Here is a 23,446-nt window from a genome sequence, read left to right as displayed (position 1 = left end):
AACCAGGCGATCCTTTTTAATGCCGCACACCACCCTTTAACACGGAGGCGTTCAATGAAACTGATTGGCAGCTATACCAGCCCTTTTGTACGCAAAATCTCAGTGATCCTGCTGGAAAAAGGTCTGGTGTTCGAATTCGTTAACCAGTCGCCCTGGGTTGAAGAGAGCCACGTGCCGCAGTACAACCCGTTGGGCAAAGTCCCGGCGTTGGTTGACGACAATCATCTCACCTGGTTTGACTCCTCCATTATTGCTCAGGCGATCGAACTGCGCGGCGATGCCCCTGCGTTGCTCCCCGATGATGCCCTGCTCTCGTTGCAGATCCGTCAGTTGGAAAAACTGGCGGATGGTATTAACGATGCCGCCGTGATGATTGTGCGTGAACAGATGCGTCCCGGCGATCAGCAATCCGAAGAGGTGCTGCTGCGCAACCGAGAGAAAATTCAGCGCGGCCTTGATGCCCTGGAGACAGCCGCCGCACAGGGTGAAGTGTTCAATAACGGCACCCTCAATCTGGCGGATATCGCCACTGGCTGCATGATTGGTTATCTCAATTTCCGCCGCGTGTTACCAAACTGGTGCGTGAATCGCCCGGCACTGGTGAAACTGGCAGAGACGTTGTTCAAGCGGGAAAGTTTTGCCCGTACCGTTCCGCCTTCCAGCTAAGTGATTTGATGAAAACCCTCTTTACGCAACTGCCTGCTATCGACAGCCTGCTGCGCGATCCCGCTCTGCAGCCGCTGCTGATGCAATCCGGCACCGCTTTGACTACGCGCCAACTGCGCGACATGCAGCAAGAAGCGCGAACCCATATCCAGCAACATCAATCACTGCCCAGTTGGCACACTGACTGGCCGCAGGAAGCGCAGCGCCGCATCGAGCAACAGCAACAAAGTGCACTGCGCCCGGTGTTCAATCTTACTGGGACCGTGCTGCACACCAACCTCGGTCGTGCCCCGTTAAGTGAGCGCGCGATTGAGGCCGTTACCGCCTGCCTGCGCCAACCGGTGACGCTGGAGTATGCGCTGAATGACGCCACACGCGGCCATCGCGACCGTGCCGTCAGTGAACTGCTTTGCGAACTGACAGGTGCAGAAGCGGCCTGTGTCGTGAACAACAATGCCGCAGCCGTGCTGCTGATGCTGGCAGCACTGGCGCCTGGTCGCGAAGTGATTGTCTCTCGCGGTGAGCTGGTAGAAATCGGCGGCGCGTTCCGCATCCCCGATGTGATGCGCCAGGCGGGCTGCCAGCTGGTTGAAGTTGGCACCACTAATCGTACCCATCTGAAAGATTATCGTACCGCCATCAGCGACAACACCGGCTTGTTGATGAAGGTTCACACCAGTAACTACCAGATTCAGGGCTTCACCCATGCGGTGTCGGAAGCCGAGCTGGTGGCGTTAGCGGCCGAACATCAACTGCCGGTGATCACTGATTTAGGAAGCGGTTCGCTGATCGACATGACTGCTTTTAATTTGCCCGCCGAGCCGATGCCGCAGCAGCTGATTGCCTCAGGTGTCGATTTGGTGAGTTTTTCCGGCGATAAACTACTGGGCGGCCCTCAAGCAGGGATTATTGTCGGCAAGCAGGCGCTTATCGACCGGTTGCAACAACATCCGCTCAAGCGTGCCTTACGCGTGGATAAAATGACGCTGGCAGCGCTGGAAGCCACTTTACAGCTCTACCGTCAGCCAGAAACATTACGGGAAGCCTTACCTGCTCTGCGTCTGCTCACCCGTCCTGCACATGACATTTTGCAGCAGGCCGAACGCCTGCTCCCGGCGCTGGAACACACGTATGGCGCGGAGTATTCACTGGCTATCGCCGCCTGTTCGTCGCAAATCGGCAGTGGATCGCTACCCGTTGAACGCTTACCCAGTTTTGCCCTCACCTTTAGCCCCAAATCCGGTCACGGCAGTGCATTGACCGCACTGGCACAACGCTGGCGCGCCTTGCCACGCCCCGTGATCGGACGCCTTCAGGACAGCAAACTGTGGCTGGATTTGCGCTGCCTTGAAGATGAAGCGGCGCTGATACGGACCTTAACCGCATGATTATCGCCACCGCTGGACACGTCGATCACGGCAAAACCTCGCTTCTCCAGGCGTTGACCGGGGTCGATGCCGATCGCCTGCCAGAGGAAAAACGGCGCGGCATGACCATCGATCTCGGCTATGCCTACTGGCCGCAACCGGATGGCCGCGTGATCGGCTTTATCGATGTGCCAGGGCACGAGAAGTTCCTCGCCAATATGCTGTCGGGGATTGGTGGCATTCACCACGCGCTGTTGGTGGTAGCCTGTGATGATGGCGTGATGCCGCAAACCCGCGAGCATCTGCTGTTGTTAACGCTGGCCGGGCAGCCTCCGCTCAGCGTGGCATTGACCAAGGCGGATCGCGTGGACGCCGTACGCATCGCTGAAGTGCAGCAACAGGTGGCAGAGCTAACACGGCAGCTCGGCTGGTCGGCGGTACCGCAGTTTGTCACCAGCAGCACAACCCAGCAGGGTGTTGAAGCGTTACGTCAGCACCTGAGCAACCTGCGTGAACCCGAGTTCGAGACGGGACGCCGCTTTCGTCTGGCCATAGACCGTGCTTTCACGCTGAAAGGCAGCGGACTGGTGGTGACGGGAACGGCCTTAGCGGGTGAGGTGACGGTCGGTGATACCCTGTGGTTAAGCCGTTTAAATTTGCCCGTGCGTGTGCGCTCGCTTCATGCCCAGAACCAATCCGTAACGCGCGCGCAAGCCGGTGAACGTATCGCATTGAATATCGTCGGCGATGTGGAAAAAGCGCAGATCGCACGCGGCGACTGGCTGTTAGCACAACCGCAACCTCAAGGCACCCAGCGATCGATTGTGGCGTTGCGTCTGCTGCATCCGCTGAAAAATGCCTCGCAACCGGTGCATCTCCATCATGCTGCCAGCCATGCCACTGGCCGCTTAACCCTGCTGGCTGACAATCTGGCGGAACTGGTACTCAACGAACCGCTGTGGCTGGCGGAGAATGATCAATTGATCATTCGTGACAGCAATGCGCAGCAAACGCTGGGTGGTGGCCGCGTAGTGCTGCTCAACAACAAAAAACGCGGCAAGCGCCAACCTGACTATCTCAACTGGCTACAGCAGTTGGCCGCAGCAGAGAGTGATGAAGCCAGCCTGCAAGCGCACCTCACACATCATCCGACCGAGCTGGCCGAACTTGCCTGGGCACGCCAGCTTAACGATGAGGCGCTGCATGTGCTGGTGGGCAAGGTTGCGCCAGTTCGGCTTGGCAGCGCCTTAATGGCCGCTGAACAAGCTGCGGCCTGGCAGTTGCGTCTGCTGGAAGCTCTCGCTGCGTTTCACCAGCAACATCCTGAAGTGCCGGGCATCGGACGCGATCGCTTGCGCCGCGTGGCTTTGCCGCACCAGCCGCCGGAACAGGTGATCGCGCTGATTGATCAACTGCTGTCGCAAGGCCATTTGCAGCATCAGCACGGTTGGCTGCATCTGCCAGATTTCGAGCCACGTTTTAATCCGCAGGAAGAGGCGCTGTGGCAGCAGGTTGGCCCACTCTTTAGTGACCAACCGCTGTGGGTACGTGATATCGCGACCGCCAGCCAGCAAGACGAAGAAACCATTCGCAGCCTGTTGCTCACCGCTGCACGCCTCGGACACATTACCGCGATCGTGCGCGATCGCTACTACCGCAGTGACCAGATCCAGATCTTCGCCGATCTGATTCGCCAGCGTGCCGCCAACGGTGGCAGTACCAGCGCCGCCGACTTTCGTAATCAACTTGGCACAGGACGTAAAATTGCCGTGCAAATTCTGGAGTTCTTTGACCGTAGCGGCTTTACCCGCCGCCGGGGCAACGATCACCTGCTACGCGACGCCCGCCTGTTCGACACTTCCGCTTAACCCTTCGCGTTGCTTCGCAGTTCTGTCTGTAACTGCGCTGCAACGCCGATTCCGCATTGCTCAAAAATGTGCCATGATGTAAGAATATTTCTTACATTGGGACACGATGATGGCACGTACCATGACAATCGATTTAGGTGATGAACTGCGCGAGTTTGTTGAATCTCTGGTGGAGTCCGGTGACTACCGTACCCAAAGCGAAGTGGTGCGCGATTCGCTACGTTTACTGCGGGAGAAGCAGGCGGCGTCGAAGCTGGAGAATTTAAGAAGGTTGATTCAGGAGGGGATGGACAGTGGAGAGCCCATTCCTTGGGACGTAGACGATTTTCTACGGAGAGCGAAAGCCAGGGCAGGCATTTATGAAAAAAGAAATAGTGATAACACCGAGAGCGAGTGAAGATTTACTGACTATCTGGCTTTATGGATGCTGGAATTTTGGTGAACCACAGGCTGATCGCTATGCCATGAAAATAAATAAATTATTTTCCAGCCTTCAGGTAAATAACCTGGGACGACGCCGCACAGATTATGGCCGTGGTTTTTACTCCATCATCCACAGCGAACATATCGTCATCTACCGCGTTGAACCTGAGCAAATCGTCATTGCTCGTATTCTGCATCATTCTCAAGATTATCCTTCCCATATCACCTGGGACACCTCGTTTTAAAAAAACAAAAAGGGACGATCGCTCGTCCCTTTGGTTCACTTCAACACATCGCTTACTGCAGCAGAGAGATATCCGCCACTTGCAGGAACAGCGCGCGCAGTTGTGCCAACAGCGTCAGGCGGTTAATTCGCACTTCTGCTTCGTCAGCATTCACCATCACGTTATCGAAGAAGTTATCGACCGCTTCACGCAGTTGTGCCAGTTCTACCAGCGCATCCTGATAACGGCCTTCCGCGAAGTATGGCTGCAATTTGTCACCCAGCGCCGTCACGAAGGTCGCCAACTGAATCTCAGCGTTCTCTTTCAGCAGTGAGGCCTGCACGCTGTCGTTCAGGGTTTCGGTCGATTTGGCCAGAATGTTGGAGACACGCTTGTTGGCCGCAGCCAGCGCAGACGCCGCTTCCAGAGTACGGAAGTGGGATACTGCTTTCATGCGTGCATCAAAATCCGCCGGACGCGTTGGACGACGAGCCAGCACCGCCTGGATAGTGTCAACGCTGTGACCCTCTTCCTGATACCAGGTACGGAAACGACCCAGCATGAAGTCGATCACCTCATCCACGACTTTGCCGTTGCTCAGCTTGCTGCCATACAAACGCACTGCTTCTTCAGTCAGGGTTTGCAGGTCGAGTGGCAAGTTCTTCTCAACGATAATACGCAGCACGCCCAGCGCAGCACGGCGCAGTGCAAACGGATCTTTATCGCCTTTCGGATGCTGACCAATGCCGAAGATGCCAGCAAGGGTATCCATCTTGTCAGCGATGGCCACAGCACAAGCCACGAGGTTTGATGGCAGCGCATCACCGGCAAAGCGCGGTTGATACTGCTCGTTCAGCGCCACGGCCACGTCTTCTGCTTCGCCATCATGACGGGCATAGTGCATGCCCATCACGCCCTGTGTATCGGTGAACTCAAACACCATGTTGGTCATCAAGTCACACTTCGACAGCAGGCCCGCGCGGGTAGCATGATTCACATCAGCACCAATCTGTGCAGCAATCCAGCCTGCCAGTGCCTGAATGCGATCTGTTTTATCACGCAGCGTACCCAGCTCTTTCTGGAACAGCACGGTCTCCAGACGTGGCAGGTTATCTTCAAGACGCTTTTTACGGTCGGTGTTGAAGAAGAACTCAGCATCGGCCAGACGTGGGCGCACCACCTTCTCGTTACCGGAGATGATTTGCTGCGGATCTTTCGATTCGATGTTGGTCACGAAGATGAAGTGCGGCAGCAGTTTGCCGTCGGCGGCATACACCGGGAAGTACTTCTGGTCACCCTTCATGGTGTAAACCAGCGCTTCAGAAGGCACCGCGAGGAACCTCTCTTCGAATTTCGCCGTCAGCACCACTGGCCATTCCACCAGCGAGGCGACTTCTTCCAGCAGGCTGTCGCTCAGATCGGCGATACCGCCCAACTGCTGCGCTGCTGCTTCCGCATCGGTTTTGATTTTGGCTTTGCGCGTAGCGAAATCAGCCACCACTTTACCGCGTTCCAGCAGCAGTTGTGGATACTGATCGGCGTTGTCCAGCGCGAACTCCGGCTCACCCATAAAGCGGTGACCACGGATCACTCGATCGGACTGAATACCGAGAATGGTGGCAGGGATCAGCTCATCGCCCAGCAGCAGCGTTACGGTATGCACCGGACGCACGAACTGCACGTCACTTGCGCCCCAACGCATCAGTTTTGGAATCGGCAGCTTGCTCAGCGCGGTCACTACCATTGCTGGCAGCAGTGCTTGGGCGGTTTCACCTTTCACCGCCGCGCGATGCACCAACCATTCGCCTTTATCAGTGCTCAGACGCTCAGCCTGATCCACGGTGATGCCGTTACCGCGCGCCCAACCTTCGGCTGCTTTGGTGGCATTGCCATCGGCATCAAACGCGGCAGCAATCGCTGGGCCACGTTTTTCCACTTCACGATCGGCCTGTGCTGTGGCCAATTGGGCCACTTTCAGCGCCAGGCGGCGTGGCGCAGCAAACCAGCTGACTTCGCCGTGCGCCAAACCGGCGCCATCCAGCTCAGCGGTGAAGTGCGCGGCAAAGGCTTCTGCCAGGCTGCGCAGCGCTTTCGGAGGCAACTCTTCGGTGCCAATTTCCACCAGGAAAGTTTTATCGGTCATGGCTGCCTCTTACTTGTTTTTGTTGCACATGGGGAAACCGAGCGCCTCACGAGACGCATAATAGGCTTCCGCCACGGCTTTCGTCAGGGTGCGGATACGCAGGATATAGCGCTGACGCTCGGTCACCGAGATCGCCTTGCGTGCATCCAGCAGGTTAAAGCTGTGTGCCGCCTTCAGAATGCGCTCATAAGCCGGCAGCGGCAGGGGTTTTTCCAGCGCCAGCAGCTGTTGTGCTTCTTTCTCGTACTGCTCAAAGCAGGAGAACAAGAAGTCCACATCCGCGTATTCAAAGTTGTAGGTCGACTGTTCCACTTCGTTCTGATGGAACACTTCACCGTAGGTGGTTTGGCCAAATGGACCGTCGCTCCACACCAGATCGTAAACACTGTCGACGCCCTGGATATACATCGCCAAACGCTCCAGACCGTAAGTGATCTCACCGGTCACCGGCTTGCACTCCATGCCCCCCACTTGCTGGAAGTAGGTGAACTGTGTCACTTCCATGCCGTTGAGCCACACTTCCCAACCCAGTCCCCAGGCACCCAGCGTTGGGTTTTCCCAGTTATCTTCCACGAAACGAATATCGTGCACGGTCGGATCCAGGCCCAGCTCTTGCAGTGACCCCAGGTACAGCTCTTGCAGATTGTCCGGGTTAGGTTTGATCATCACCTGGAACTGATAGTAGTGCTGTAAACGGTTCGGGTTTTCACCGTAGCGACCATCGGTAGGACGGCGCGAAGGCTGCACATAGGCGGTCGCCATAGGCTCCGGGCCGATGGCGCGCAGGCAGGTCATTGGGTGTGAAGTGCCAGCGCCCACTTCCATGTCCAGCGGCTGGACGATGGTGCAGCCCTGACGCGCCCAGTAATCCTGCAAGGTCAGGATCAGGCCCTGAAAGGTCTTGGTATCAAACTTTTGCATGTTGAGTACGCGATAAGGGTCGATTAAAAAAGAGTGCGACAGTATACCCTTTGACCGCGGATTGTGCAGCCGGAAATCCTGGCACATCCGAAGGGGGTTTTGCTGCGGTCTAAGGCACAAACTCCATGAGATAAGAAAATCGTATACGATTAAAACAACCACGCTCACTGGTTCAGAAAATTCCAAACAATCTCTTTCATTTCAGATAAATAGTCACTGAATAGCAAAAACCTATTACGTGACTCTGATCACCTTTTCGACCTATTGGTCAAAAATCGCACATTGACACTTGTATAATCGTATACGAAATTGCGGTGAAACAGTTTTGCTTGGAATTTCACCATGAAGACCGCAATTGCTTATCCGGGAATGAATGCCAGTGACCGCCCCATGGGCCCGGCTCCGCTTTCCGCTGCTGTGCTGAACGAACCGATGCTGTTTATTTCTGGTCAGGTGGCGATTGACCCCTACAGCGGACAGATTATTGGCAGCGATATCGCCAGCCAGACCCGCCAGGTGCTCAAAAACGTTGGCGATTTGCTGAGCGAAGCGCAGATGACCTTCGACAATGTGGTTCGCGTGACGATTTATCTCACCGATCTCAGCACCTTCAACGAGATGAACACCGCCTACAGCGAGTTCTTCCAGTTTCCGTTCCCGGCACGCGCCACCGTCGGTATTCAACTCAACCATCCTGACCTGCTGGTCGAGATGGAAGTCACGGCGATGCGCTAATGCATATTCATATCGAAAACGACGCCAGCGCTCCACTCGCCCTGCACCTTTCACGGGAAGTGCTTCAGCAGCATCTGGATGCGCACCCAAAACTCCGTAGCCACTTCACGCTCACGGAAAACAGCGACCCGGCGCAGACCGCCACGTTCCTCGCTAACTGCGATCTGCTGTGGAGCGGACGCAAACTGGCGCTGGATACCTTCAGCGCACCGCACCTCAGCTGGGTGCAGGTGATGTCGGCCGGCGTTGAGCAGTGGCTGGCGCATCTGCCACAGGGTGTGACGCTGACCAATGCGTCCGGCGTGCACGGCGATAAAGGCGCCGAGTTCATTCTGATGGCGGCGTTGATGTTCAACTTTGGCATTCCGGGTTTTCTGCAGGATCAGGCTCAGCGCCTATGGCGCCCAACCTTCGGTGGCTGTGCGCGTGGCAAAACCGTTCTGCTGCTCGGCGTCGGCGGTATTGGCGCGGCGGCGGCCAAACTGCTAACCGCGCAAGGTTATCGCGTGATTGGCGTGACGCGCAGCGGCCAATGTGACGCCGACGTGGCGCGTTGCATCCGCATTGATGCGATGGACGATCTTCTGCCGCAGGTGGATGTGCTGGTCTCAACGCTACCGCTCACGCCACAGACCGAAATGCTATTTGACCGTCGCCGTCTCGATCTGCTGCCTGCCCGCGCAGGCATCGTGATTGTCGGTCGTGCCGCGGTATTCGACTACACCGCAATGCGCGAAAAGCTGTGCGCCGGAGAGCTGGCAGGCGCAGTACTGGATGTCTATCCACAAGAGCCGCTACCCGTCGACGATGCACTGTGGAACACACCCGGCGTGGTGATGACGCCGCATTGCAGTCTCGACGATCACAGTGCCTATCTTGAGGGCTGCCTTGAGGTGTTTATCGATAACCTGGTGCGTTACCGCAGTGGCCATCCGCTGCGCAACCAGGTTGATGTTGCAAGAGGTTATTGAAGTCGCAGTACCCGTATAGAGATTCATAAAAAACAAGGTCATCGCTTACACATTCACCAGCACCAGGGGAACCTTATTATGAAATTTGCACGCATCGCATTACTGATCTCTGGCATCACCGGCACCTTATTAGCTGGACTCTCCAGCGCCCAAGCGGCCAGCACCGATCCCATTACTCCCACCGCCAGCGACTTTGCGGCGATGGCGCAGTGCAAGACGCTGCAAACCAAATATCCGTCTCTGAAAGGCAAAGATCTGGTAGTGGGTCTCGGCGGATACACCAAAGGTTTTGAAGCCCCGTCAGAGAAAGATCCGAGCATTATCGAAGGGTTGGACCCTTCACTGTTCGAACGTATCAGCAGTTGCCTCGGTGCAAAACACAGCTATCAGACCGGTTCATTCAACGTGCTGCTGACCTCTATTTCCAGTGGTCGTGCCGATATCGGTCCAATGCTGTACGTCACTGATGAACGCCTGAAACAGATCGCTTTTGTCGCCTCAATGCAGGTGCAGGATGGCTCGATTCTGGCGAAAGGCAACCCGAAGAAGATCACTACCGTTGATGACCTGTGTGGCAAAACCGTGGCCGCCGCTGCGGGCTCTTACGAAGCCAACAAATTGGTGCCTGAGCAGAGCGCCAAATGCACCGCTGCTGGTAAACCAGAGGTCAGCATGTTGATGGTGCAAAACACTGACAACAGCATTCAGGCGGTGAAAAGCGGTCGTGCGGATATCTACCTGACCGAAGCCGGTTCTGCCATCGCTATCGCCAAAGCCGACAAAACGCTGGAAAGCGGTTTTACCGTTGACCTGCCAATCATGGTTGGCTTCCCGATTGCCAAAGACAACGCCACGCTGCGCAGTGCGGTACTGGATGCCATGAAGGTGATTCAGGAGAGCGGTGCGCAGAAGAAATTGCTGGATTACTGGGGTCAGGGCAGCGCTGCTGAACGTCCGGTTGTTGCACGTGGTTAATGCATAAACTCAGTCGGATCAATTGGGTTGCTGCATCACGGGCAACCCAAGCGATCGCATTGAGGGAGATAACGCCTTGGATGATTTTCTTAAGTACCTGACCTTCCCTTACCTGTGGGAAGGAGCCGTCATCGCTGTTCAACTATTGGTTGGCGCATTAGCGGGCGGCATCCTGATTGGCTTTTTCCTGGCGTTAGCCAGCACCTCAAAGCACTGGTTTATCCGTGTGCCGGTGAAAACCTACATTTATCTGCTGCGCGGCACGCCGGTGCTGCTGCAGTTGATTCTCCTTTATAACGTACTGCCCGAATTCGGCTTACGTTTTAGCCCGTTCACCAGTGCATTACTGGCGCTGATGATTAATGAAACGGCTTTCTGCGCCGAAATCATTCGCGGCGGTATCATCGCCACTGACCGCGATCAGAGCATGGCGGCACAGGCCTTTGGCTATTCGCGCACCAAGGAGATGATTCATGTGGTGATCCCACAGGCATTGCGCGCCATTCTGCCGACCATGGGCAATGAAACCGTTGGCCTGCTGAAATCGACCTCGCTGGCTTCCGTCGTCGGCGTCAACGAACTCACCATGCGCGGCCAAGCCATCGTGTCGCAGAACTTCCTGTTTATTCCGGTGTTGGTGGCCTCGGGCGGCATTTATTTGATTCTCTCTACGCTACTGGCGGGCGGTCAGTGGTGGCTGGAGAAGTTCTACAACCTCGATGAACGTGCGCGCCGTGCCCGTGCACGGCTGGCAAAACTGCCTGCAGAAGCCGAAGTGATGGCCATGCAGTTGCCCAAACGTCGCTGGGATACGCAAACCGCTGCACCCGTGTTGGAAGTGGACAAACTCTGCGTCGAGTACGCCGGTAAAGCAGTACTGAAATCCCTGTCGCTGACTGTGCGCCGCGGCGAAGTGGTGGTGCTGCTCGGTCGTTCCGGCTCCGGTAAAAGTACCCTGTTGAAATCGATTCTGGCGCTCACGCCGCGCAGCAGCGGCACCATCCAGACCGAAGGCCACTTTATGGGCAGCGATGAAAACGGCCGCCCTCTGGCTGCCCGTCATCTGCCAACTAACCGTGCCAAATCTGGTATCGGTATCGTGTTCCAGCACTTCGCGCTGTTTGATCACCTCACTGCGCTCGAAAACGTGATGAGTATTCTGCTGCGTGTGCAGGGTGCTCAACCCGAAATTGCCCGTGCCAAAGCGATGCGCGCCCTGAAGATGGTGGGATTACAGGATTTCGCCGCCTCGCTGCCGCATGAGCTGTCCGGCGGGCAGAAACAGCGTGTCGGCATCGCCCGCGCGTTGGCAGCAGAGCCACAAATCCTGCTGTTCGATGAGCCGACCTCGGCGCTTGACCCTGAACTGGTGCGTGAAGTGAACCAGACCATGCGTAACCTGGCACAAACCGGTATCACCATGATCATCAGCACCCATGACATTGCCTTTGCGGCGGGCGTTGCCGATCGCGTGGTGTTCCTGCAGAACGGCACGCTGATTGAAGAAGGGCCACCGGCCATTTTGCAGAATCCGAAAACACCGGCCTTCGCCACCTTCCTCGAACATGAGAATGCGACGGAGGCCCAGCATGCCAATGCATGATCTTGCCGCTCGTGAACGTCTCGGTGATGCCTTGTTCCGCTACATGCAGGGCCAGCCTGCGGATGCGCTAACGGGCGAACCCGATGCCAATCAGCAGGCGCTGCGCCGTTTTCGCTTGCTGCCAAGAGTGTTGCAGGGTAATGAGGCAATCAGCACTCAGACCACGCTGCTTAATCAAAGCTGGTCGGCCCCGCTGGGCGTGGGTGCTTTTGCCGGTGACCGTCTCTTTCATGAAGAGGGTTTATTGCCAATTGCCCGCGCCTGCAAACGCCTGCAGCTGCCGCTGGTGATCTCCGAAGAGACCGTCACGCCGCTGGAGCAGATTGGTGAGGAGTACGATCGCTGCTGGTTACAACTGCGCGCGGCGGGTGATGTTGGGCGTATCAAAGATTTAATTGATCAGGCTGCACAAGCCGGATTTAAAAATATCGTTCTCACCGTGCTGGCACCGGTGCATCCGGTGCCGGGCTTACAGCCGGGCGGATTCTCGATTGGTGAAGCGCTCAAACAGCGCGGCTGGCACACCATCGGCGGCACGCAGCCGGGCGTTGAACCCTTACCGGCATTTCCAGTGTGGCACTGGCAGCAGATAGATGAGGTGGCGGCACACTGCGCTGCACACCAACTACCGCTATGGCTAAAAGGTATTTTGCATCACGACGATGCGGCACCAGCCGCACAGCACGGTGTCAACGGCATTATCGCGTCGAATATTGGCCTGCGCCAAAGTGCGCGCTGGGCCACGCCAGTCGACCAGCTCGCCGATTTGCAGGCGGTGACCCGTCTTCCGCTGCTGCTGGACGGCGGCGTGCGCTGCGGCAGCGATGCGGTAGTGGCACGTTGTCTGGGGGCCTCACTGTCCCTCAGCGTGCGACCGATCATCAGTGCTCTGGTAGCAGGTGGAGAAAGCGCAGTGTTCGATCTGCTTTCCGGCTGGATGAATGAGATCACCGCCATCAGCCACTGGTGCGGCGTCAGTGACATGTCCGCACTGAACGGCAGTTTTGTCACGGAGGCACGCAGCTGATGCAGACGTTAATTTTTAATCAGGGTGATGCCAGCGAATCGCGCATCTATTACTGCGCCCACTATCTTGCAGAGAGCCTCGGCTTGTTTGCCGCCGAAAACTTGCAGGTGACCTTCACCACCAGCGCATCGGGCGGCCATACCGTGCAGGGCGGACAAGTGCCGGCAGTGTTGAGCCGTGAAGCAGACCTGACGCTGGGCGGCCCGATGGTAGTGATGAAGCACTTCCAGCAACACGGCGCTGAGTTGCAGTGCTTTTGCGCCTCGGTGGCGGCTAACCCGTGGTTTCTGGCGGCAGCGCAGGCTCAGCCCGATTTTAAGCTGAGTGATTTGCGCGGCAAACGCATGCTGGATGTCGGGAATGTTGGCACCGCGACACTGACCTTTCGCTGGCTGCTGTCACAGCAGGGTTTGCAAGATCAGGTTGAGTTGATTGCGGGTAGTGGCGATCAGGTGCAGGATTTCGCCGCCGTGGCCGTAGGCGATGCCGACTATGCACTGCATGCCATGCATATGCTGGCACCCGCCATTGCGGCTGGGCAGTTAGCCAGCGTCACCAGCCTCGCCTCACTGTGCGGCAATGTGCCGTGGAGTGCCTATATCGCGCGTGCTGATGTGCTTATTGAGAAAGCCGCTTCCTTTGCTGCCTTCTCACGCGCCATTCAGCAGGCGCTGGCGTGGATCGCCACGCATGATGCCGAAGCACTGGCAGCACAAGTTCAGCACTTTTATCCCCATTATCCGATCGATGCGCTGATCACTGGCTTAGCCGCCTATCAGCAAGCTCATGTCTTTGCGGTGAATTGCGAGATTTCACAAGCCGATTTTAACCACTTCAGCCAGCTCTTGAGTGACATTGGCTGGCTCGATCCGTCTCAGCCAGTGCCTTATCTCGCACTGGTGACGCAGGCAGGAGTAGAGAGATGAAAACGTTAATTATTAATGGGCTGGTCGTCACCGAAACCCGTACCGCACCCGCTGATCTACTGATTGAAAATGGCAAAATCAGCGGCGTGTTAACACCCGGCGCCATGGCTGCGGGTGTCGATGAGATCATTGATGCGCAGGGACTCCTGATCGTGCCTGGTGCCATTGATGTACATACCCATTTCACCGGTTCGCATGATTTCCCCGAGCAGGAGTTGCGCGAAGGCACGCGCGGTGCGGCTGCGCATGGCGTCACCACCATTGTCGAAATGCCGCACTCACTGCCGCCCGCGACCACGCTGAACAACTTCACCGCCAAACAGCGCTGGCTGGCTGAAAATAGCTCGGTGGATTACGCCATGTGGGCCGGGCTGGACGGGCGCAACGTGCACGAACTGGCGGCGCTGGATCAGGCTGGGGCACTGGCATTCAAAGCATTCCTGTGCAGTGGTGCACCCAACGGCGAAGCCACTGACGAAAAAGGTTTACCGCGCCTCGACGACGATGGCCTGCTGCGTGCAATGCGAGAGCTGGCAACCTTTGATGGCTTGATTGGCGTTCACGCCGAGAACCACGACATCCTGATCGGCGCAGGCAGCGAACTGCGCCGCGCCGGACGCAAAGATACCCGTGCGCATGCGCTGGCCGGGCCAGAAATCGCCGAAATAGAAGCCGTGGGTCGTGTCTTGGCGGTGGCGCAAGAGACCGGCGCACGCTGCCACATTGTTCATGTCAGCTCTGCGCGCGCCGCCGAAACCATCGTTGCTGCTAAAGGCAAGGTGCGCGCCAGTTTCGAAACCTGTCCGCACTATCTCATTCTGGACGAAGATGATTTGGTACGCATCGGACCGAATGCGCGCTGCGGTCCGCCGATTCGCCCGCGTCCAGTGGTCGATGCCCTGTGGCAAGTGCTGCTGCGTGGCGATGTCGACATGATCGCCTCTGACCACTGCCCATACACGCCGGGACAGAAGCAAGCCGGTGAAGCCAGCATCTGGGACGCCGGAATGGGGTTAACCGGTGTGGAAACATTAAGTCCGATGTTCTTCAGCGCGGCACATATCGATCGTGACCTGGCCCTCACGGAGTTTGCCCGCATGACCGCCAGCGGCCCGGCCAAAGCCTTCCAGCTGTGGGGCAAAAAAGGGGCGATTGCACCCGGTTTTGATGCCGACTTGGTGTTTTACAACGCACAGCAGAGTTGGACCGTGGAAGGCGCGAAGTTTCAGGGCTTAGGCAAGTGGAGCGCATTTGAAGGCATGCGCTGTCAGGGTAAAGTGGTGCGCACACTTATTCGTGGTGTCACGGTATTCCAGGATGACCAGATGCAGGTTGAACCCGGCTTTGGTCAGTTCGTGACCCGGCAGGTATAAACAGGACAATCACCATGGCAGGAAAATCATCTACCTCAAGCCGTAAAAGCAGCGCACCGCTGGCGCAGGAAGCTGCTACCGACGGCAACTGGCAAGCCGCGCGCCCGCGCACGCTGGTCGATCATGCCGTAGACGCCATTCTCAGCGCCGCCTCACGCGGGTTGATTTTACCCGGCGACCGCATCGCCGAACCGGATCTGGTCGCCAAGCTCGGCATGAGCCGCGTACCGATTCGTGAAGCGCTACGCATTCTGGAGAGCCAGGGCATCGTCACCAGCGAGCCGTATAAAGGCATCCGTTTGATGGAGATCTCCCATCAGCGGCTGGAGCAGATTATCGATGTGCGTATCCCCCTGGAAACGCTGGCCTGTCGCCGTGCCATTGAAGCGGGTCGTAATGGCACTGAGCAACTGACGCAGCTTTATCAGGGCGTGGCGCAGATGCAGACCATGATGCAAAACGATGATGTGTATGGCTTTGCCTCGGCGGATACCGATTTTCATCGCACGCTGTGCAGCTTTGCCCACAACCCGGTCCTGAGCAATTTGTGGGAGTCAATTGCGCGCCAGCTGACGGTGATTTTCGGCCTCTCCACCATGGGTAAATCGATGAGCGACATCATTGAAGAGCACCAGCGGCTGATCAACGTGTTCGCCGAAGGCGACATCGCGCAAATGACCGACGAGATTGAAAACCACATCCGCATTCAGGCACTGGATGTGGACTACGAGACTTTGATTACGCAGCGCCGACAGCAGCGTTCCGCTGTGGGCTGATGCTTTATTGATTGCCTTTACACCAGGAAAACCACGATGAAGATCACCAACGTTGAGGCGTTTTATCTGCGCCTGCCGGTTATTGAGCAGCGTACAGATAGCTCACAGGATGCGCTGCTTATCAAAATCACCACCGATGCGGGCATCACCGGTTGGGGTGAAGTGGATGGCAGCCCGTATGTCACCAAAGCCATCATCGAAGCGCCTTACTCGCACACCATGGTCACCGGGCTGAAATCGCTGCTGATCGGTGAAAATCCGCTGGAGACCGGCCGCCTGTGGAAGAAGATGCACAAAGCCACCATTTACTACGGGCGCAGCGGTGCCGTGCTGCAGGCGATGGCGGGCATTGATATCGCCTTATGGGATATCAAAGGCAAAGCGCTAGGCAAACCGATTGTTGAGCTGCTGGGCGGCGCGATGCGCGACAAAATGCGCGTTTACTCCTCCAACATGTTCCAGTACAGCGTCGAAGAAACGGTGGCGCGCGCGCAGCACGCCATTGATACCGGACACACTGGCGTGAAATTTGGCTGGGAACCGTTTGGCACCGATGAAGCCATGGATCTGCGCTATCTGGAAGCGCTGCGTGAGGCGATGGGTGACAGCGTCGATCTGATGCTCGACGTCGGTCATGTCTGGGATGCCAAAACTACTGTGCGCCGCAGCCAGCGCTATGAGCATCTCAACCTGTTCTGGATCGAAGAGCCGCTGCACCCGGATAACTATGCCGGTTACGGTCAGGTCTCTGCCGCGTGTCAGCAGCATATCGCCGCCGGTGAACAAGAGTGTTCGGTGGTGGGTTTCCAGCGCCTGATTGATGAAGGCGGCATCGACATCGTGCAAATCGACCTGACGCGTACCGGCTTTACTCAGGCGATGGAGATCGCCAGCTACGCGCACAGTCGTGGTCGTAAAGTGTGTAACCACAACTTCACCACCGACATCAATACCGCCGCCTCGCTGCATTTCCTGTGTGCGATTGAGAACGCGCTGGTGATGGAGTATTGCGTGGAGCCGGGTGAGATCAGTCGCTCGCTGGCGAAAAACCCGGTGCGCATTGCAGATGGCTATGCGTGGTTGCCGAGCGAGCCAGGTCTGGGTGTGGAGCCGAACGAAGCGGTGATTGAGAAGTTCTTGGTACGCGATTGAGTCAAACAAACGGTTGTAGGGTCGCCATTAATGGCGACCTCGTCATCCGGTGCGCATAAGTACGCACCCTACGAAAACCGCTCTTAACTCACCAAGAGTGATCCGAATTTCCGGGCCAAAGGTTGTTGACGCGCTGCTCACTGGCTACCCTTTTGCACAGTTCATGCACGAGGAAGCCATGTCGCAAAAAATACACTGGATCGATAACTTGCGTGCGGTCGCCTGTCTGATGGTGATCGTTATTCATACCACCACTTGGTATATCACCGGCCCGATGGCGGTCACCGGCATCAGTTGGGATGTGGCCAACCTGCTCAACTCGGCGTCGCGCGTCTGCGTGCCGCTGTTCTTTATGATTTCCGGCTACCTGTTCTTCGGTGAACGCAGCGCGCAAGGGCGGCATCTGCTGCGCATCGTGCTGTGTTTGCTGTTCTATAGCGCAGTGGCACTAGCCTATATCACCTGGCTGACGCCAATCAGCGAAGGCCGCTCGCTGCTGAAGCTGCTGCAAAAACCGGTTTTCTATCACCTGTGGTTCTTCTTCGCCATCATCGGCATCTATCTGTTATCACCGCTGATTCAGGTAAAAAACGTGCAACCGCGCTACGTGGCACTGTTGGTGGTGGTGTTGGCGGTGCTGGCTAATCCGAATACCGTTAGCCAGTCACTCGGGCCGTTTCACTGGCTGCCGGTGAATCTCTATGTCAGTGGTGACAGCATCTACTATCTGCTGTATGCGCTGCTGGGGCGGGCGATTGGCTGCATGGAAACCGATAAACGTGGCATCAGCTGGCTGGCGGGATTGGGCTTTATTGTCTGCTGGATGGGGATTACGCTCGGCACGAAACAGATGCTGAAGATCAACGGCGCCTTCAACGATACCTGGTATCTCTACTGTGGTCCGCTGGTGTTTATTGCCGCTATTAGCTTACTGGTGCTGTTCAAGAATGTGTTGAACAACCGCACACTGCCGATGCTGGCAACGATTTCGCGCTACTCGCTGCCAATTTACGGTTTCCACGCGCTGTTTATCCACTATCTGCGCACCAACCATTACGACGATATGTCACGTCCGTGGCTCGATTTGCCGTGGGTATTCGGTGTCACGCTGGTTGGCAGTTTATTACTGGCGATGCTGCTCAAACGCATGGATAAACATCATCTGGTGAGCTGATCATCCCAGCGCTGATGGGCGCGGCGTAACTGGCGTGCCGAGGAGAATCCCGCCGCCAGCGCCGCTTTCTCAGCGGCTTCACCCTGCTGCTGGCGCTGGCGCGCAATCACCAGGCGCAACTGCTCATGGTATTCCCGCACGCTGATGCCGAGATGCTGGCGGAACAGGCGCGTCAGATGGCGCTCGCTAACGTGCGCGCGCTCCGCCAAGGCCGTCAGCGACCAGTCGTTTTCAGGATGGGCAATCATCACATCCTGCGCGCGATGAATAGCGGGGTGCAGATGGTTGCGATAACGCAGCCACGGCGACAGTTGTGGATCGTCGCCCGAGCGGCGGAACCACACCACCATCTCTCGAGCAACCTGCAACGCCTGCTGCGCGCCGCACAGCCGGTTGATCAGGTGCAAAGCCAGATCGATACCCGCCGTAATGCCTGCACTGGTCCAGATGCCATGATCTTCTACGAACACGCGGTTATCTTTCACCAACGCCGCCGGTGCTGCCGCTTTCAGTCGCGGTAATACATCGTGGTGCGTGGTGCACTGCACGCCATTGAGCAACCCAGCCTGCGCGGAGAGCAAGGCACCGGAACAAATACAGACCAGCGTGATGCGTTTGGATTGAATGGCAGATTGCTGCAGACGTAACCACTCGCGGGCGATGGCGGCCGGTTCGGTATCGAACCAGACTTTAGAGTCATACACACCGGGCACCACCAGCAAACTGTTGTCGGGTAAGGCATCGGGCAACGGCGCGATATCAGCAAGCGTCATGCCAGTGGAGCAGCGTACACTCGGCTGTGGACCGATGTAGTGCAGCGCAAAATGGCCATCGGCCAGCTGCAAGGTTTCGGCGGGCCCGGTCAGATCGAGCGCCATCACGCCAGGTAGAACCAGGAAATAGACAGGCTGCGACATAGTGGGCTCCGATAGTGATTAGGGCAAATCAGGCTATTAGAATGCACCCGACTTGCCCATCATAGCGGAATAAAAGCAAAATCCACGACCTCATCCGGCCATCACCCGACCAAATCAGGACATCAGCGGTTTCAGCTGTTGATACAATTGCGCGAACGTCTCACGCTGCGGCTGATAGGCGCGATGGCGTGCGCTATCGGGTTGATGACGCTGGACTAACTCCGGCTCCGGCCACTCGCTGTGCGGATCAATCGCCCTCTGTGCCAACCGCGCCGCGCCCAGTGCCGGGCCCACTTCACCGCCGTGGCGATAATCCAACGTTAACCCACTGATATCCGCCAGCATCTGCCGCCAGTAAGCACTGCGCGCCCCGCCACCGATCAACATCACTGTTTGCGGCTGCACGCCACATTCATGCACCGCCTCCATCCCCTCGGCCAGTGCAAATCCCACCCCCTCCAGCACAGCACGCGCCAGCTCCGGCCGGCCATGCTGATGGGTTAAGCCAAAAAAGGCGCCCTGCGCCTGCGGGTTGTTATGCGGTGTGCGTTCGCCAGAGAGATACGGCAGGAACCAAACCGGCGCGACATCTGGGTTCGCTTTCTCGGCCTCCGTCAGCAGTTCGGGCACATCGGCACAGCCCGTTAATGCCGCAGCCCAATCAAGACAGGACGCGGCACTCAACATCACCGACATCAAATGCCAGCGATTGGGCAGCGCATGGCAAAAGCTGTGCACCGCGCGCTGCGGGTTACTGAGATAGCCATCGCTCACCAGGAAATAGACGCCGGAGGTGCCGAGCGACAACATCCCCTGACCCGGCGACACCATACCCACACCCACCGCGCCCGCTGCGTTATCACCGCCGCCCGCCACGATCGGTACCGCGTTCATTTTCCAACGTGCGGCAACGTCAGGCGATAAGGTTCCGGTAACCTGGTTGCCCTCATAGAGCGCGGGCATCTGGCTGCGGTTGAGATCGCAGGCGCTAAGCATGGCATCGCTCCAGTCGCGCTTTGCCACGTCGAGCCACATCGTGCCCGCTGCATCGGACATGTCGCTGGCGAAATCGCCGCTCATGCGCCAACGCAGATAATCTTTCGGCAGCAGGACCTTCGCCACCTTGTTGAACACCTCGGGTTCATGTTGTTGCACCCATAGCAGCTTGGGTGCGGTAAAACCTGGCATCATCAGGTTGCCGGTGATCTGGCGTGAGTCCGGTACGCGCTGTTCCAGTTCACGACACTGCTCGCTGCTGCGCCCGTCGTTCCACAAAATAGCGGGACGCAGCACCTGATGGTCGGCATCCAACAAGGTGGCGCCGTGCATCTGACCACTCAGGCCAATCGCGTTCACCTCGCTGAGATCGTGCTGCTGCGCCAGCGCCTGCATGGCGACATCCGTGGCCTGCCACCAGCTTTCGGGATCTTGCTCGCTCCACAACGGCTGTGGACGTAACACCTGCAACGGCGACGTTTCCACCGCGATAACCTGCCCTTGCGCATCCAGCAGCACCACTTTGACGCCAGAGGTGCCCAAATCGATCCCGATAACCATGTTCAGCTCCTGATGCGGTTAAAAATCATAAAGGTAGTGATTCACCAGATTTTCCAATTGCTCCTGGCGCCCGCTGCGGTGCTGCGGGTTCAAGTGTTGCTGCTGAGCATGCGCTGCCAGCGAGGCCAGTGAAAACTCGCCTTTCAAAATTTGCTGGCCGAACTCACCATTCCAGCCGCTATAACGCTGCGCCACGCGTTTATCCAGCTCGCCGTCTTGCACCATGCGCGCCGCAACTTTGAGCGCCAGCGCCATGGTATCCATAGCACCAATGTGGCCGTAGAACAGGTCATATTTATCGGTGCTTTGGCGGCGCACTTTGGCATCAAAGTTTAAGCCGCCAGTGGTGAATCCGCCTGCTTTGATGATCTCGTACATCACCAAAGCATTCTCCTCGACGCTAATCGGGAACTGGTCGGTATCCCAGCCGCACTGCACATCGCCGCGGTTGGCATCCACCGATCCAAAAATGCCCAGCGCAATAGCCGTGGCAATTTCATGATGGAAAGAGTGACCTGCCAGCGTGGCGTGGTTAGCTTCGACGTTCACTTTGATCTCTTTCTCCAGACCAAACTGTTTCAGGAAGCCGTACACCGTGGCTACATCGTAGTCATATTGATGTTTGGTAGGCTCCTGAGGTTTCGGCTCAATCAGCAGCATGCCCTGAAAACCGATTTTGTGTTTATGCTCCACCACCATCTGCATAAAGCGGCCAATCTGTTCACGCTCCTGGCGCAGGTCGGTATTCAGCAGGGTTTCGTAACCTTCGCGTCCTCCCCACAGCACGTAGTTTTCACCGCCCAGCGTTTGCGTGGCCTGCATCGCGCTGCACACCTGCGTGGCAGCCCAGGCAAAGATTTCTGGGTCAGGACTGGTTGCCGCACCGGCACCGTAACGTGGATGGGTGAAGCAGTTGGCGGTGCCCCACAGCAGTTTCACGCCGGTTTCCTGCTGTTTCTCCAGCAGTTTGTCGGTCATTGCGGCAAAGTTCTCGCGATAGCTGTGCAGTGAATCGCCTTCCGGCGAGACATCCACATCATGGAAGCAGTAATAGGGCACATTCAGCTTGTGGAAGAACTCAAACGCGACGTCCGCCTTCTGTTTCGCCAGCTGCAATGCATCGCCATTTTTCTGCCACGGGCGATCAAACGCACCGACACCAAACATATCCGCACCGTTCCAGCAGAAGGTGTGCCAGTAACACGCGGCAAAGCGCAGGTGCTGCGCCATGGTTTTACCGAGAATCACTTCATCAGGATTGTAATGGCGAAACGCCAGTGGGTTGGTGGATTTGGCCCCTTCATAACGAACGCGATCGAGCTGGTCGAAATAAGCGTGCATGTGTTGCTCCTTAGCATCAGACCCGAATGGTCAGCAGTGAATCATTATTTTGCTAAGGGGTTATCGCCAGACTCAATTACGATATTTCACACTCAAATTAAGATAATTATTAATTGTGCGCACGCTCGCAAAAACCGGGAATTCTCGATCGCGCTCAAAGAATCAGAAATAAACAAAAAAACGTAATAGCAGGATAAAAATCAGTAATTGATGTTGCCTGAAACTCAAGGCAACAATTCATCCGCTTGGTTCATAGCCTTACAACGACAATAGCCTCAACCTACAGGATGACCATGATGAAAATGAAATACACGCTGTTAGCCGCCTGTGCCGCGCTGGCCCTGTTTAGCCAAACAGGTGCAGCGAAAGAAGTGAAAATCGGTATGGCGATCGATGATTTGCGCCTGGAGCGCTGGCAGAAAGACCGCGACATTTTTGTTAAACAAGCCGAATCCTTGGGGGCGAGCGTTTTTGTGCAGTCGGCCAACGGCAATGAAGAAACGCAGATGTCGCAAATTGAAAATATGATCAACCGCGGTGTCGATGTGCTGGTGATCATTCCTTACAACGGTCAAGTATTAAGTAATGTGGTGGCGGAAGCCAAACGCGAAGGCATTAAAGTGCTGGCTTATGACCGTATGATTAATAATGCGGACATCGATTTTTATATTTCCTTTGATAATGAAAAAGTCGGGGAATTGCAGGCTGAAAGCATTGTGAAACAGGTGCCTAAAGGTAACTATTTTATGATGGGCGGTTCGCCAGTGGATAATAACGCGCGTCTGTTCCGCGCTGGGCAGATGAAAGTATTAAAACCTTATATTGATAACGGCAGCATTAAAGTGGTTGGCGATCAGTGGGTGGATGCCTGGCTACCTGAGAACGCGCTGAAAATTATGGAAAACGCCCTGACTGCCAACGGCAACCACATTGATGCGGTCGTCGCCTCCAATGATGCCACCGCAGGCGGTGCGATTCAGGCGCTGAGTGCGCAAGGCTTGGCAGGCAAAGTGGCGATATCGGGCCAGGATGCCGACCTGGCCGCCATCAAGCGCATCATGAACGGCACCCAAACCATGACGGTGTACAAACCCATCACCGAACTCGCCACCGAAGCGGCGAAGATTGCGGTAGAACTGGGCGATAACCAAACGCCCGCCAGCAACGGCAAGCTCAATAATGGCCTGAAAGAGGTGCCCTCACGCCTGCTGACGCCGATCCCGGTCAATAAAGACAATATCGAAAGCACCGTGGTGAAAGACGGTTTCCACAAACAGAGCGAACTCTAAGCGCCACTGCGAGGAGCA

At 56.7% G+C, this 23,446-nt stretch carries 21 protein-coding genes; 16 read left to right on the top strand and 5 right to left on the bottom strand.

The window, feature by feature from the left end; genetic code table 11:
- Window positions 1–54: 54 nt before the first annotated feature.
- The 5 genes from F3J38_RS19600 to F3J38_RS19580 all read left to right on the top strand — a co-directional run bounded on the left by F3J38_RS19600 (window position 55) and on the right by F3J38_RS19580 (window position 4,569).
- A complete protein-coding gene (locus tag F3J38_RS19600) occupies window positions 55–666 on the top strand; it encodes a glutathione S-transferase (protein WP_167141135.1) in 612 nt (203 codons plus the stop codon).
- Window positions 667–674: 8 nt separating this feature from the next.
- On the top strand, window positions 675–2,054 hold the full coding sequence (gene selA, locus F3J38_RS19595) for an L-seryl-tRNA(Sec) selenium transferase (RefSeq protein ID WP_167141133.1): 1,380 nt from the start codon (window positions 675–677) through the stop codon (window positions 2,052–2,054).
- A complete protein-coding gene (gene selB / locus F3J38_RS19590; protein WP_167141131.1) occupies window positions 2,051–3,901 on the top strand; it encodes a selenocysteine-specific translation elongation factor in 1,851 nt (616 codons plus the stop codon). The genes selA and selB overlap by 4 nt, the downstream gene beginning before the upstream one ends.
- 109 nt (window positions 3,902–4,010) lie before the next feature.
- Window positions 4,011–4,298: a type II toxin-antitoxin system ParD family antitoxin gene (locus tag F3J38_RS19585; RefSeq protein WP_167141344.1), complete on the top strand. Its 288-nt coding sequence runs from the start codon at window positions 4,011–4,013 to the stop codon at window positions 4,296–4,298.
- Complete coding sequence (locus tag F3J38_RS19580) at window positions 4,261–4,569, top strand: type II toxin-antitoxin system RelE/ParE family toxin (RefSeq protein WP_167141129.1); 309 nt, start codon at window positions 4,261–4,263, stop codon at window positions 4,567–4,569. Before F3J38_RS19585 ends, F3J38_RS19580 begins: the two co-directional genes overlap by 38 nt.
- A 52-nt stretch (window positions 4,570–4,621) precedes the next feature.
- Here F3J38_RS19580 and glyS read toward each other — a convergent pair whose 3' ends face one another.
- Together glyS and glyQ are read right to left on the bottom strand one after the other, a co-directional pair.
- Complete coding sequence (gene glyS, locus F3J38_RS19575) at window positions 4,622–6,691, bottom strand: glycine--tRNA ligase subunit beta (RefSeq protein ID WP_167141127.1); 2,070 nt, start codon at window positions 6,689–6,691, stop codon at window positions 4,622–4,624.
- A gap of 9 nt (window positions 6,692–6,700) precedes the next feature.
- Window positions 6,701–7,612 (bottom strand): glycine--tRNA ligase subunit alpha, encoded by a 912-nt coding sequence (gene glyQ, locus F3J38_RS19570; RefSeq protein ID WP_034827699.1) that lies wholly within the window; start codon window positions 7,610–7,612, stop codon window positions 6,701–6,703.
- Between the two features lie 342 nt (window positions 7,613–7,954).
- On the opposite strand from glyQ, the gene F3J38_RS19565 reads away from it, so the two are divergent.
- The 10 genes from F3J38_RS19565 (at window position 7,955) to F3J38_RS19520 (ending at window position 18,324) form a co-directional block, all read left to right on the top strand.
- Complete coding sequence (locus F3J38_RS19565) at window positions 7,955–8,347, top strand: RidA family protein (protein WP_167141125.1); 393 nt, start codon at window positions 7,955–7,957, stop codon at window positions 8,345–8,347.
- Complete coding sequence (locus F3J38_RS19560; RefSeq protein WP_167141123.1) at window positions 8,347–9,318, top strand: D-2-hydroxyacid dehydrogenase; 972 nt, start codon at window positions 8,347–8,349, stop codon at window positions 9,316–9,318. The genes F3J38_RS19565 and F3J38_RS19560 overlap by 1 nt, the downstream gene beginning before the upstream one ends.
- Window positions 9,319–9,396: 78 nt before the next feature.
- The gene (locus F3J38_RS19555) at window positions 9,397–10,293 is read left to right on the top strand and encodes a transporter substrate-binding domain-containing protein (protein WP_167141121.1); all 897 of its coding nucleotides are present in this window, start codon (window positions 9,397–9,399) and stop codon (window positions 10,291–10,293) included.
- Between the two features lie 76 nt (window positions 10,294–10,369).
- Window positions 10,370–11,896: an amino acid ABC transporter permease/ATP-binding protein gene (locus F3J38_RS19550; RefSeq protein ID WP_167141119.1), complete on the top strand. Its 1,527-nt coding sequence runs from the start codon at window positions 10,370–10,372 to the stop codon at window positions 11,894–11,896.
- Window positions 11,883–12,923 (top strand): alpha-hydroxy acid oxidase, encoded by a 1,041-nt coding sequence (locus F3J38_RS19545; RefSeq protein WP_167141117.1) that lies wholly within the window; start codon window positions 11,883–11,885, stop codon window positions 12,921–12,923. Before F3J38_RS19550 ends, F3J38_RS19545 begins: the two co-directional genes overlap by 14 nt.
- Complete coding sequence (locus F3J38_RS19540) at window positions 12,923–13,849, top strand: ABC transporter substrate-binding protein (RefSeq protein ID WP_167141115.1); 927 nt, start codon at window positions 12,923–12,925, stop codon at window positions 13,847–13,849. Before F3J38_RS19545 ends, F3J38_RS19540 begins: the two co-directional genes overlap by 1 nt.
- Window positions 13,846–15,222 carry a dihydroorotase gene (locus F3J38_RS19535; protein ID WP_167141113.1) on the top strand — a complete coding sequence of 459 codons (1,377 nt, stop codon included), beginning with the start codon at window positions 13,846–13,848 and terminating at the stop codon, window positions 15,220–15,222. Before F3J38_RS19540 ends, F3J38_RS19535 begins: the two co-directional genes overlap by 4 nt.
- Before the next feature lie 14 nt (window positions 15,223–15,236).
- Window positions 15,237–15,998 carry a GntR family transcriptional regulator gene (locus tag F3J38_RS19530; protein WP_167141111.1) on the top strand — a complete coding sequence of 254 codons (762 nt, stop codon included), beginning with the start codon at window positions 15,237–15,239 and terminating at the stop codon, window positions 15,996–15,998.
- A gap of 36 nt (window positions 15,999–16,034) precedes the next feature.
- Window positions 16,035–17,150, top strand: coding sequence for a mandelate racemase/muconate lactonizing enzyme family protein (locus F3J38_RS19525; RefSeq protein WP_167141109.1), 1,116 nt, complete (start codon window positions 16,035–16,037; stop codon window positions 17,148–17,150).
- 178 nt (window positions 17,151–17,328) lie between these two features.
- Window positions 17,329–18,324, top strand: coding sequence for an acyltransferase (locus F3J38_RS19520; protein WP_167141107.1), 996 nt, complete (start codon window positions 17,329–17,331; stop codon window positions 18,322–18,324).
- Here the strand turns inward: F3J38_RS19520 and F3J38_RS19515 are convergent.
- The 3 genes from F3J38_RS19515 to xylA form a co-directional block, all read right to left on the bottom strand.
- The gene (locus F3J38_RS19515; RefSeq protein WP_167141105.1) at window positions 18,309–19,241 is read right to left on the bottom strand and encodes a GlxA family transcriptional regulator; all 933 of its coding nucleotides are present in this window, start codon (window positions 19,239–19,241) and stop codon (window positions 18,309–18,311) included. The two genes, F3J38_RS19520 and F3J38_RS19515, sit on opposite strands and share 16 nt — an antisense overlap.
- 114 nt (window positions 19,242–19,355) lie before the next feature.
- Window positions 19,356–20,798, bottom strand: coding sequence for a xylulokinase (gene xylB, locus F3J38_RS19510; RefSeq protein ID WP_167141103.1), 1,443 nt, complete (start codon window positions 20,796–20,798; stop codon window positions 19,356–19,358).
- Window positions 20,799–20,816: 18 nt separating this feature from the next.
- Window positions 20,817–22,139, bottom strand: a complete 1,323-nt coding sequence (xylA, locus tag F3J38_RS19505; protein ID WP_167141101.1) for a xylose isomerase — start codon at window positions 22,137–22,139, stop codon at window positions 20,817–20,819.
- A 296-nt stretch (window positions 22,140–22,435) separates the two neighbouring features.
- On the opposite strand from xylA, the gene xylF reads away from it, so the two are divergent.
- Entirely contained in the window at window positions 22,436–23,428 is a 993-nt protein-coding gene (xylF, locus tag F3J38_RS19500) for a D-xylose ABC transporter substrate-binding protein (protein WP_167141342.1), read from the top strand.
- Window positions 23,429–23,446 lie beyond the last annotated feature (18 nt).

This window comes from Candidatus Pantoea formicae (genome assembly GCF_011752625.1).
Lineage (GTDB): Bacteria > Pseudomonadota > Gammaproteobacteria > Enterobacterales > Enterobacteriaceae > Pantoea > Pantoea formicae.
This window is presented reverse-complemented; position numbering and strand designations above follow the sequence as displayed.

What these genes read in the sequence shown, in the direction of transcription:
- F3J38_RS19530 (WP_167141111.1), top strand. Translation starts at nt 15,237, where the DNA reads ATGGCAGGAAAATCATCTACCTCAAGCCGTAAAAGCAGCGCACCGCTG.
- F3J38_RS19585 (WP_167141344.1), top strand. Translation starts at nt 4,011, where the DNA reads ATGGCACGTACCATGACAATCGATTTAGGTGATGAACTGCGCGAGTTT.
- selB (WP_167141131.1), top strand. Translation starts at nt 2,051, where the DNA reads ATGATTATCGCCACCGCTGGACACGTCGATCACGGCAAAACCTCGCTT.
- xylA (WP_167141101.1), bottom strand. Translation starts at nt 22,139, where the DNA reads ATGCACGCTTATTTCGACCAGCTCGATCGCGTTCGTTATGAAGGGGCC.
- F3J38_RS19560 (WP_167141123.1), top strand. Translation starts at nt 8,347, where the DNA reads ATGCATATTCATATCGAAAACGACGCCAGCGCTCCACTCGCCCTGCAC.
- F3J38_RS19540 (WP_167141115.1), top strand. Translation starts at nt 12,923, where the DNA reads ATGCAGACGTTAATTTTTAATCAGGGTGATGCCAGCGAATCGCGCATC.
- xylF (WP_167141342.1), top strand. Translation starts at nt 22,436, where the DNA reads ATGAAAATGAAATACACGCTGTTAGCCGCCTGTGCCGCGCTGGCCCTG.
- F3J38_RS19555 (WP_167141121.1), top strand. Translation starts at nt 9,397, where the DNA reads ATGAAATTTGCACGCATCGCATTACTGATCTCTGGCATCACCGGCACC.
- glyQ (WP_034827699.1), bottom strand. Translation starts at nt 7,612, where the DNA reads ATGCAAAAGTTTGATACCAAGACCTTTCAGGGCCTGATCCTGACCTTG.
- F3J38_RS19525 (WP_167141109.1), top strand. Translation starts at nt 16,035, where the DNA reads ATGAAGATCACCAACGTTGAGGCGTTTTATCTGCGCCTGCCGGTTATT.
- F3J38_RS19580 (WP_167141129.1), top strand. Translation starts at nt 4,261, where the DNA reads ATGAAAAAAGAAATAGTGATAACACCGAGAGCGAGTGAAGATTTACTG.
- F3J38_RS19600 (WP_167141135.1), top strand. Translation starts at nt 55, where the DNA reads ATGAAACTGATTGGCAGCTATACCAGCCCTTTTGTACGCAAAATCTCA.
- F3J38_RS19515 (WP_167141105.1), bottom strand. Translation starts at nt 19,241, where the DNA reads ATGTCGCAGCCTGTCTATTTCCTGGTTCTACCTGGCGTGATGGCGCTC.
- F3J38_RS19520 (WP_167141107.1), top strand. Translation starts at nt 17,329, where the DNA reads ATGTCGCAAAAAATACACTGGATCGATAACTTGCGTGCGGTCGCCTGT.
- glyS (WP_167141127.1), bottom strand. Translation starts at nt 6,691, where the DNA reads ATGACCGATAAAACTTTCCTGGTGGAAATTGGCACCGAAGAGTTGCCT.
- selA (WP_167141133.1), top strand. Translation starts at nt 675, where the DNA reads ATGAAAACCCTCTTTACGCAACTGCCTGCTATCGACAGCCTGCTGCGC.
- F3J38_RS19535 (WP_167141113.1), top strand. Translation starts at nt 13,846, where the DNA reads ATGAAAACGTTAATTATTAATGGGCTGGTCGTCACCGAAACCCGTACC.
- F3J38_RS19545 (WP_167141117.1), top strand. Translation starts at nt 11,883, where the DNA reads ATGCCAATGCATGATCTTGCCGCTCGTGAACGTCTCGGTGATGCCTTG.
- F3J38_RS19565 (WP_167141125.1), top strand. Translation starts at nt 7,955, where the DNA reads ATGAAGACCGCAATTGCTTATCCGGGAATGAATGCCAGTGACCGCCCC.
- xylB (WP_167141103.1), bottom strand. Translation starts at nt 20,798, where the DNA reads ATGGTTATCGGGATCGATTTGGGCACCTCTGGCGTCAAAGTGGTGCTG.